This is a genomic window from Pseudomonas sp. NPDC089741 (genome assembly GCF_044748825.1).
Lineage (GTDB): Bacteria > Pseudomonadota > Gammaproteobacteria > Pseudomonadales > Pseudomonadaceae > Aquipseudomonas > Aquipseudomonas helmanticensis.
Window position 1 is genome coordinate 1 of the sequence record NZ_JBIVGT010000060.1, and the last position, 8,945, is coordinate 8,945.

An 8,945-nucleotide genomic window follows, 5' to 3' on the forward strand; every position below is an offset into this window, starting at 1 on the left:
CCGCCCCGCGCCCACGCTGCCCCGCGTTGCCCCTACCGAACTCCGCACCGCCGCCCTTAAAGTGACCCTGCCACGGGTCAAGATCCTGCAAATGCTCGACTCCACCGAGCAGCGTCACATGAGTGCCGAGGACGTCTACAAGGCGTTGATGGAAGCTGGCGAGGACGTCGGTCTGGCCACGGTTTACCGTGTTCTGACCCAGTTCGAAGCAGCTGGTCTCGTTGTCCGTCACAATTTCGACGGCGGCCACGCGGTCTTCGAATTGGCCGACGGCGGTCACCACGACCATATGGTCGATGTGGAGACCGGTGAGGTTGTCGAATTTGTCAGCCCAGAAATCGAAAAACTGCAGAAGGCAATTGCCGACGAGCACGGTGTCGAGTTGGTGGATCACAACCTGGTGCTGTACATCCGCAAGAAAAAGTAAGCATGTCGCGCGAATTCAGGTTCGCGAAACGAACGAAGGCGACCCCAGGGTCGCCTTCGTGCTTTCTATTGTTTCAAAATCTTAAACTTTCGCGGTAACCACCATTTTTTTCGCGTGAGCCAACGATTCCTTGGTCAGATCGATGCCGCCGAGCATCCGCGCGACTTCTTCTATTCGTTCGGTCTTGCTCAGCTTGGACACAGCGGTGTGGGTTGCCTCATCGCCACGCACTTTGTGCACGAACAAATGCTGATGCCCTTGCGCCGCGACTTGTGGCAAGTGCGTCACCGTCAATACCTGCCCGCGTTCGCCCAGTCGACGCAGCAATTGGCCGACAATTTCAGCCGTCGGGCCGCCAATGCCTACGTCGACTTCGTCGAACACCAGTGTTGGTACCCGTGAGGTCTGGGCGGTGATCACCTGAATCGCCAGGCTGATCCGCGACAGTTCACCGCCGGAAGCCACTTTGGCGAGGGCTTTCAAGGGTTGGCCAGGGTTGGCACTGACCAGCAGTTCAACCTGTTCCAGTCCATTGGGCAGCAGTTCGTCGCTGCTGTTGGCGCGTAGTTCGATGGTGAAGCGACCACCAGGCATACCCAGACGCTGAATTTCCTGTTCCACCGCGCTGGCCAGACTGCCAGCCGCTTGATGACGCAAGTCGCTCAGCTCCCGGGCCTTCTCCTGATAATGACGGGCATAGGATGCGAGTTCCTCGCCCAGGCGCTCGATGGATTCGTCGTTGGCGTTGAGTGTTTCGATTTCATCCAGCAATTTTTGCTGCATTTCCGCGACCTCGGTCGGCTGGATCCGGTGCTTGCGCGCCAGGGTATAGATCGCATCGAGGCGTTCTTCCAGGTACTGCAGGCGGGCCGGATCGGCATCGAAGTTGTCGAGGAAGCGATTGAGTTCGCCGACAGCCTCTTCAACCTGAATCTGCGCGCTGGTCAGCAAGCTGCTGGCTTCGCCCAGTGCGCCAACTGAATTGTTCACGCTCGACAGACGATTGAGGCTGGCCGTCAGTGCGTTCAGGACATTGCCTGAATCACTTTCGCTGCATTGCTCGACCACTTGCCGGCAGATGCCCAGCAGGGTTTCGGCGTTGGTCAGGTTTTTGTGTTCCTGCTCCAGCTGTTCGAGTTCATTATCGCCGAGACCAAGGTTTTCCAGCTCTTCAAGCTGATAGCTAAGCAATTGATGGCGTGCGCGCTGTTCATCACCGGAGTTGGAGAGGCGCTCGAGCTCCTGGCGAGTCTGCCGCCAGCGCTGGGCGGCGAGCTGAACCTGGCGGGCCAGATCGGTAGCGCCCGCGTACTCGTCCAGCAAACGGCGGTGGGTATCGGTTTTCAGCAGGGACTGATGTTCGTGCTGGCTATGAATGTCGATCAGCAATTCGCCGAGAGACTTGAGATCACCCAGCGGGCAGGGCGTGCCGTTGATATAGCCGCGCGAACGGCCTTCGCTGGTGATCACCCGACGGAGGATGCATGGACCGTCGATGTCCAGATCGCGCTCGGCGAGCCACGCGCTGGCTTCGGGAATGTCGACAAGGTCAAAAGTCGCGAGGATGTCGGCCTTGTCGGCGCCGGGGCGGACCACGCCGCTGTCGGCACGATCGCCCAGCGTCAGGCCCAGCGCGTCGAGCATGATCGACTTGCCGGCGCCGGTTTCCCCTGTGATCACGCTCATCCCGCGATCAAGTTCGAGATCGAGATGTTCAACGATGGCGTAGTTGTGTACGGACAGGTGCACCAGCATAACGGCCGCTCCCAGGCTTTAGGTCTGGTTATTTATACAGTGTTTTGTTTCTGGCTGACAATGCCTGCCCTTAGCTCGATTTGCTTGAACTGAAAATGTTCTTAGCGCATCGGGGAATGAGAATGCGGCACTTTTTTGTAGGGTTAATGCTTGAAGACCCTTGAAGCCTGATTTTGCGGCCCCATATATCGGGGCAGAAGCGCGAGTCAGGCTCGCGGACGAAATTGAAAGGAGAATTCTATGGCTGACGAACAGACAGTAGATACGCAAAACCCAGAAGCCAATCAGGCACCCGCAGGTTCGGGTGATGACCTGGCGACCCGTGTACAAGTGCTCGAAGAGCAATTGGCCGCCGCGCAGGATCAGTCTCTGCGTGTAGCTGCCGATCTGCAGAACGTTCGTCGTCGTGCCGAGCAGGACGTCGAAAAGGCGCACAAGTTTGCCCTGGAGAAATTCGCCAGCGACTTGCTGCCGATCGTCGATAGCCTGGAGCGCGGCCTCGAGCTGTCGAACCCGGACGACGAAAGCATCCGTCCGATGCGTGAAGGCATCGAACTGACGCTGAAAATGTTCCACGACACCCTCAAGCGTTATCAGCTTGAAGCGATCGATCCGCATGGCGAACCGTTCAATGCTGTTCAGCATCAGGCAATGGCCATGCAGGAAAGCGCCGACGTAGAACCGAACAGTGTTCTGAAGGTGTTCCAGAAGGGCTACCAGCTCAACGGTCGCCTGTTGCGCCCGGCCATGGTTGTGGTCAGCAAGGCGCCTGCGCCAATTTCGCCTTCGATTGACGAGAAGGCTTGAAATTAGCCGCAAGGCCCCCATTTAGAAGTCAAGCGTTTAAGTGCTACCGCAGTCAGCCACCACTGCTGCGGCATCCAAATCCAAAGTTTCGGGAGAGTTAACATGGGCAAAATTATCGGTATCGACCTGGGGACTACCAACTCCTGCGTCTCCGTGCTGGAAAACGGCAAGGCAAAAGTTATTGAAAACGCTGAAGGCGCGCGTACCACGCCGTCGATCATCGCTTACGCCAACGATGGCGAAATTCTGGTAGGTCAGTCGGCCAAGCGTCAGGCTGTGACCAACCCGCACAACACTCTGTACGCAGTAAAGCGTCTGATCGGTCGTCGTTTCGACGAAGAAGTTGTGCAGAAAGACATCCAGATGGTGCCTTACAAAATCGCCAAGGCTGACAATGGCGACGCTTGGGTTGAAGTGAACGGCCAGAAAATGGCACCGCCACAAATCTCGGCTGAAATTCTGAAGAAGATGAAGAAGACCGCCGAAGACTACCTCGGCGAGCCAGTGACCGAAGCGGTAATCACCGTTCCGGCCTACTTCAACGACAGCCAGCGTCAGGCGACCAAAGACGCCGGCCGCATCGCCGGTCTGGACGTAAAACGTATCATCAACGAACCAACCGCAGCTGCTCTGGCTTACGGTATGGACAAGGCCAAGGGCGATCACACCGTGATCGTTTATGACCTGGGTGGCGGTACTTTCGACGTTTCCGTAATCGAGATCGCTGAAGTCGATGGCGAGCACCAGTTCGAAGTACTGGCTACCAACGGCGACACCTTCCTTGGCGGTGAAGACTTTGACATTCGTCTGATCGACTACCTCGTTGACGAATTCAAGAAAGAAAGCGGCATGAACCTCAAAGGTGACCCGCTGGCGATGCAGCGCCTGAAAGAAGCCGCTGAGAAAGCCAAGATCGAACTGTCCTCGAGCCAGTCGACCGACGTCAACCTGCCGTACATTACTGCAGACGCGACCGGTCCTAAGCACCTGAACGTGAAGATTTCGCGTGCCAAGCTCGAAGCACTGGTTGAAGACCTGGTTCAGCGCACCATCGAACCTTGCCGCATCGCCATGAAAGACGCTGGTCTGGATGTTGGCGCGATCAACGACGTGATTCTGGTCGGTGGTCAGACCCGTATGCCGCTGGTACAGAAGCTGGTTACCGATTTCTTCGGTAAAGAAGCGCGTAAAGACGTTAACCCGGACGAAGCTGTTGCCATGGGTGCTGCGATTCAGGGCGCTGTTCTGGCTGGTGACGTGAAAGACGTTCTGCTGCTCGACGTCAGCCCTCTGACCCTGGGTATCGAAACCATGGGTGGCGTGATGACCGCGCTGATCGAGAAAAACACCACGATTCCTACCAAGAAATCGCAAGTGTTCTCGACTGCCGACGACAACCAGGGCGCTGTGACCATTCACGTTCTGCAAGGCGAGCGCAAGCAAGCCACTCAGAACAAGTCCCTGGGTAAGTTCGACCTGGCCGACATTCCACCTGCTCCACGTGGCGTGCCGCAGATCGAAGTGACCTTCGACATCGACGCTAACGGCATCCTGCACGTTGGTGCGAAAGACAAGGCTACCGGCAAGACGCAGTCGATCGTGATCAAGGCCAACTCCGGTCTGTCCGATGACGAAATTCAGCAAATGATTCGTGATGCTGAAGTGAACGCTGAAGAAGACCGCAAGTTCGAAGAGCTGGCCGCTGCCCGCAACCAGGGTGATGCACTGGTTCACTCGACGCGCAAAATGGTTGCTGATGCGGGCGACAAGGTCACTGCCGAAGAGAAGACTGCGATCGAGAGCGCTGTGGTTGCTCTGGAAGCCGCTGTCAAAGGCGACGACAAGGCTGCCATCGATGCGAAGGTTGAAGAGCTGTCGAAAGTCTCCGCTCCGGTTGCTCAGAAGATGTACGCCGAACAGGCTCAGCCTGCTGAAGGCGCAGCGCCGCACGACGAGAAAGCTGAAAAGGCTGACGACGTAGTCGACGCTGAGTTTGAAGAAGTCAAAGACCACAAGTAAGTTGTTGGTCGGCCGGTTGACTGCCTTTAGGCAGTGACTGGTAGGATGTCGCCGCGCGGGAGCTAGCTCCCGCGTTGGCGTATCTGGAATACGCGAATTTTTACAGCATGCGACAACGTTCGGATGCTGGCGGTATGGCTGAAGATGCTCCTGCTTTTCACGCCACAAGTACCGCAGAATCAAAGACCAGGATCGTTGAATTGACGTGAGTTGGGTCCGGGCCTGTATTGGGGCTCAACGAGTTTGGCGATCCTCAGGAGGGGTTTGCCGAACGTCCTCAAGAGTGCAGAAGACTTATGGCAAAGCGTGACTATTACGAAGTGTTGGGTGTTGAGCGTGGCTCAAGCGATGCGGACCTGAAGAAGGCTTATCGCCGTCTGGCAATGAAGCATCACCCGGACCGTAATCCCGATGACAAAGCGTCGGAAGAGATGTTCAAAGAGGCCAACGAGGCCTACGAAGTGCTGTCCGATTCGAGCAAGCGCGCGGCATACGACCAGTACGGTCATGCCGGTGTCGACCCGAGCATGGGCGGCGGCGGTGCCGGTTTCGGCGGGCAGAATTTCTCTGACATCTTTGGTGATGTCTTCAGTGATTTCTTCGGTGGCGGTCGCGGCGGTTCCCGTGGCGGCGCGCAGCGTGGCAGCGATTTGCGCTACACCCTGGAGCTGAATCTGGAAGAGGCGGTGCGCGGTACCACCGTGAATATCCGCGTTCCGACATTGGTCAACTGCAAGCCATGCGACGGCTCGGGCGCCAAGAAAGGCTCGTCGCCATCGACGTGCCCGACTTGCGGCGGCATCGGTCAGGTGCGCATGCAGCAGGGCTTCTTCTCGGTGCAGCAGACCTGCCCGCGTTGCCATGGCCAGGGCAAGATCATTTCCGATCCGTGCGACTCCTGCCACGGCGACGGCCGCGTCGAAGAGTACAAGACGCTGTCGGTCAAAGTGCCGGCCGGCGTCGATACCGGCGACCGCATTCGTCTCTCCGGTGAAGGCGAAGCGGGTACCCAGGGCGGTCCGACTGGCGACCTGTATGTGGTCATCAATGTGCGCGAGCACGACATTTTCCAGCGCGACGGCAAGCATCTGTTCTGCGAAGTGCCGATCAGCTTCGTTGATGCAGCCTTGGGCGGCGAGCTGGAAATCCCGACCCTCGACGGTCGCGTCAAACTGAAAATCCCTGAAGGCACCCAGACCGGCAAGCAGTTCCGCGTGCGCGGCAAAGGCGTGGCACCAGTGCGTGGCGGCGGTGCAGGCGATCTGATGTGCCGTGTGGCGGTCGAAACGCCGGTCAATCTGAACCGTCGTCAGCGCGAACTGCTGGAAGAATTCCGCAGCTCGCTGGCGGACGACAACAGCCATTCGCCGAAAACCACCGGTTGGTTCGACGGTGTGAAGCGTTTCTTCGGCGATCTGTAAGGAGTCGGCATGCGACGTATAGCTGTGATGGGCGCTGCTGGGCGCATGGGCAAGATTCTGGTCGAGGCCGTGCAGCAGCGCGCGCCATTGACCGGGTTGACCGCTGCGGTGGTTCGTCCTGGCAGCACGCTGATCGGCGTGGATGCCGGTGAGCTGGCATCGTTGGGTCGTATCGGCGTGCCGCTGTCCGGTCATATCGAGGCGGTGGCGGAAGAGTTCGACGTATTGATCGACTTCACGCTGCCGGAAGTGATGCTGAAAAACCTCGCCTTCTGCCGCAAGGCAGGCAAGGCCATGGTCATCGGCACCACCGGGCTGGACGCTGCGCAGAAGCAGTTGCTGGTCGAGGCGGGCAAGGATATTCCGATCGTGTTTGCGGCGAACTTCAGTGTCGGCGTCAATCTGTCGCTGAAGCTGCTGGACATGGCGGCACGCGTGCTGGGTGATGAAGCGGATATCGAAATCATCGAGGCTCATCACCGTCACAAGATCGATGCGCCGTCGGGTACGGCGCTGCGCATGGGTGAAGTGATTGCCAGTGCGCTGGATCGTGATTTGCAGAAAGTCGCGGTCTACGGTCGTGAAGGTCACACCGGTGCCCGTGAGCGCGAAACCATCGGCTTCGCCACCGTACGCGGCGGTGATGTGGTGGGTGATCACACCGTGTTGTTTGCTTGCGAAGGTGAGCGTCTGGAGATCACGCACAAGGCTTCGAGCCGCATGACTTTCGCCAAGGGTGCGGTGCGTGCCGCGCTGTGGCTGGATGCTCGCGAGCCAGGTCTGTACGACATGCAGGACGTGCTCGACCTGCGCTGATTCATTGCTGAACCCGGCGCAAACGCCCTGTTTGCGCTGGTTTTTCTCCGCTAGCCGACGTCCTGTCGCATTCTCCGGCCTTTTAGGCTCTTTAGCGGTGGACCAAAAAAGCCTTTTTCTGTAAGCTACAGCTTTAGTGTGTCCACTAAAAGCGCGCAGAATAATTCAGTGAAGAAGCGGGGTGACGTGTCCATACGTCACTCCGCTTTTTTACAACCTGCGATCGCCCTTTCATGCGTTATTTACGGGAGGTCTTCTTGACTAAGCCAGCCATACTTGCCCTTGCTGATGGCAGCATTTTTCGCGGCGAAGCCATTGAGCCGACGGTCAAACCGTTGGTGAGGTGGTGTTCAACACCGCAATGACCGGCTATCAGGAAATCCTTACCGATCCTTCCTACGCCCAACAAATCGTTACCTTGACTTACCCGCACATCGGCAACACCGGCACCACGCCGGAAGACGCCGAGTCCGACCGCGTGTGGTCCGCTGGCCTGGTCATCCGTGACCTGCCGCTGGTAGCGAGCAACTGGCGTAACAAGATGTCCCTGTCCGACTACCTGAAAGCCAACAATGTTGTGGCAATCGCCGGTATCGACACCCGCCGCCTGACCCGCATCCTGCGTGAGAAAGGCGCACAGAACGGCTGCATCATGGCCGGCGACAACATCTCCGAAGAAGCTGCAATTGCTGCCGCGCAAGGCTTCCCAGGCCTGAAAGGCATGGATCTGGCGAAAGTCGTCAGCACCAAGACTCAGTACGAATGGCGCTCGACTGTCTGGGATCTGAAGACCGACAGCCACGCGACCATCGACGCTTCCGAGCTGCCTTATCACGTGGTTGCCTACGACTACGGCGTCAAGGTCAACATCCTGCGCATGCTGGTCGAGCGCGGCTGCCGCGTCACCGTGGTACCTGCGCAGACGCCTGCTGCTGATGTCCTGGCACTGAAGCCGGACGGCGTGTTCCTGTCCAACGGCCCTGGTGATCCGGAGCCATGCGACTACGCGATCAAGGCGATCAAGGAAGTCCTGGAAACCGAAATTCCGGTCTTCGGTATTTGCCTGGGTCACCAACTGCTCGCTCTGGCTTCCGGCGCCAAGACCCTGAAAATGGGCCATGGCCACCACGGTGCCAACCACCCGGTGCAGGATCTGGACACTGGTGTCGTGATGATCACCAGCCAGAACCACGGTTTCGCGGTAGACGAAGAGACCCTGCCAGCCAACGTGCGAGCGATTCACAAATCGCTGTTCGACGGCACCCTGCAAGGCATCGAGCGCACCGACAAGAGCGCGTTCAGCTTCCAGGGTCACCCTGAAGCGAGCCCGGGCCCGAACGACGTCGCGCCACTGTTCGACCGCTTCATCAACGAGATGGCCAAGCGACGCTAAGCGTTCGCCTTGAGACTGTAGAGAGAAGCCCACGAGGGTGGCCCCGGCACCGGCGGCCCCTTCGGGACTTCAGAAATCGATCAAGACGGCTTGCCGACTGACCTGCGGATTTGAGTGACAAACCCATGCCAAAACGTACAGACATTAAAAGCATCCTGATTCTCGGCGCTGGCCCGATCGTTATCGGCCAGGCCTGCGAATTCGACTACTCCGGCGCCCAGGCCTGTAAAGCCCTGCGCGAAGAGGGTGACCGCGTAATCCTGGTGAACTCCCACCAGGCCACCCACCTCACCGACCCCGACCAGGA

7 protein-coding genes and 1 pseudogene are annotated in these 8,945 nt (G+C 58.3%); 7 read left to right on the forward strand and 1 reads right to left on the reverse strand.

What is annotated here, in order from left to right; genetic code table 11:
- Positions 1-16 precede the first annotated feature (16 nt).
- Complete coding sequence (gene fur / locus ACIPZE_RS28330) at positions 17-427, forward strand: ferric iron uptake transcriptional regulator (protein ID WP_400776725.1); 411 nt, start codon at positions 17-19, stop codon at positions 425-427.
- A gap of 81 nt (positions 428-508) precedes the next feature.
- On the opposite strand, the gene recN is transcribed toward fur, so the two are convergent.
- Positions 509-2,182: a DNA repair protein RecN gene (recN, locus tag ACIPZE_RS28335; protein WP_053117017.1), complete on the reverse strand. Its 1,674-nt coding sequence runs from the start codon at positions 2,180-2,182 to the stop codon at positions 509-511.
- Between the two features lie 240 nt (positions 2,183-2,422).
- On the opposite strand from recN, the gene grpE reads away from it, so the two are divergent.
- From grpE to ACIPZE_RS28365, 6 genes and pseudogenes are all read left to right on the forward strand, one after another.
- Positions 2,423-2,989 carry a nucleotide exchange factor GrpE gene (gene grpE, locus ACIPZE_RS28340; RefSeq protein WP_129388939.1) on the forward strand — a complete coding sequence of 189 codons (567 nt, stop codon included), beginning with the start codon at positions 2,423-2,425 and terminating at the stop codon, positions 2,987-2,989.
- 102 nt (positions 2,990-3,091) lie between these two features.
- On the forward strand, positions 3,092-5,008 hold the full coding sequence (gene dnaK, locus ACIPZE_RS28345; protein WP_283437730.1) for a molecular chaperone DnaK: 1,917 nt from the start codon (positions 3,092-3,094) through the stop codon (positions 5,006-5,008).
- A 296-nt stretch (positions 5,009-5,304) separates the two neighbouring features.
- Complete coding sequence (gene dnaJ / locus ACIPZE_RS28350; protein ID WP_007915222.1) at positions 5,305-6,429, forward strand: molecular chaperone DnaJ; 1,125 nt, start codon at positions 5,305-5,307, stop codon at positions 6,427-6,429.
- 9 nt (positions 6,430-6,438) lie between these two features.
- A complete protein-coding gene (dapB, locus tag ACIPZE_RS28355; RefSeq protein ID WP_129388945.1) occupies positions 6,439-7,245 on the forward strand; it encodes a 4-hydroxy-tetrahydrodipicolinate reductase in 807 nt (268 codons plus the stop codon).
- Between the two features lie 257 nt (positions 7,246-7,502).
- A pseudogene (carA, locus tag ACIPZE_RS28360) lies at positions 7,503-8,638 on the forward strand (glutamine-hydrolyzing carbamoyl-phosphate synthase small subunit).
- 125 nt (positions 8,639-8,763) lie between these two features.
- Positions 8,764-8,945 (forward strand): hypothetical protein (locus tag ACIPZE_RS28365; protein ID WP_400776723.1); only part of this gene is annotated, 182 nt, incomplete at its 3' end.